Origin of the sequence: [Mycoplasma] falconis (genome assembly GCF_006385795.1) — a bacterium.
Classification (GTDB): domain Bacteria; phylum Bacillota_I; class Bacilli_A; order Mycoplasmatales; family Metamycoplasmataceae; genus Metamycoplasma; species Metamycoplasma falconis.
On the sequence record NZ_VFSS01000039.1, the window covers coordinates 1 to 512 of the forward strand.

The 512-nt window shown below is 65.4% G+C and carries 1 protein-coding gene; it reads left to right on the top strand.

Annotated features, from left to right (window positions below):
* Window positions 1-512: preprotein translocase subunit SecA (locus FJO69_RS07780; RefSeq protein WP_498063506.1), on the top strand; the 512-nt coding region annotated here is incomplete at both ends.

Genomic DNA, 512 nt, shown 5'->3' on the forward strand with positions numbered 1-512 from the left:
CTACAAGCTGGGCGTGGTCAGCATCCCGACCAACATGCCGATGATCCGTGAAGACCAGTCCGACCTGATCTACAAGACCGAGGAGGCCAAGTACATCGCGGTGGTCGACGACGTCGCCGAGCGCTACGCGAAGGGACAGCCGGTGCTGATCGGCACCACCAGCGTGGAGCGCTCGGAGTATCTGTCGCGGCAGTTCACCAAGCGGCGCATCCCGCACAATGTGCTCAACGCCAAGTACCACGAGCAAGAGGCGACCATCATCGCGGTGGCGGGCCGCCGCGGCGGCGTCACCGTCGCCACCAACATGGCCGGTCGCGGCACCGACATTGTGCTGGGCGGCAACGTCGACTTTCTCACCGATCAGCGGCTGCGCGAACGCGGCCTGGATCCGGTGGAGACGCCCGAGGAGTACGAGGCGGCCTGGCACTCCGAACTGCCCATCGTCAAAGAGGAAGCCAGCAAGGAGGCCAAGGAAGTAATCGAGGCCGGCGGCCTGTACGTGCTGGGCACCG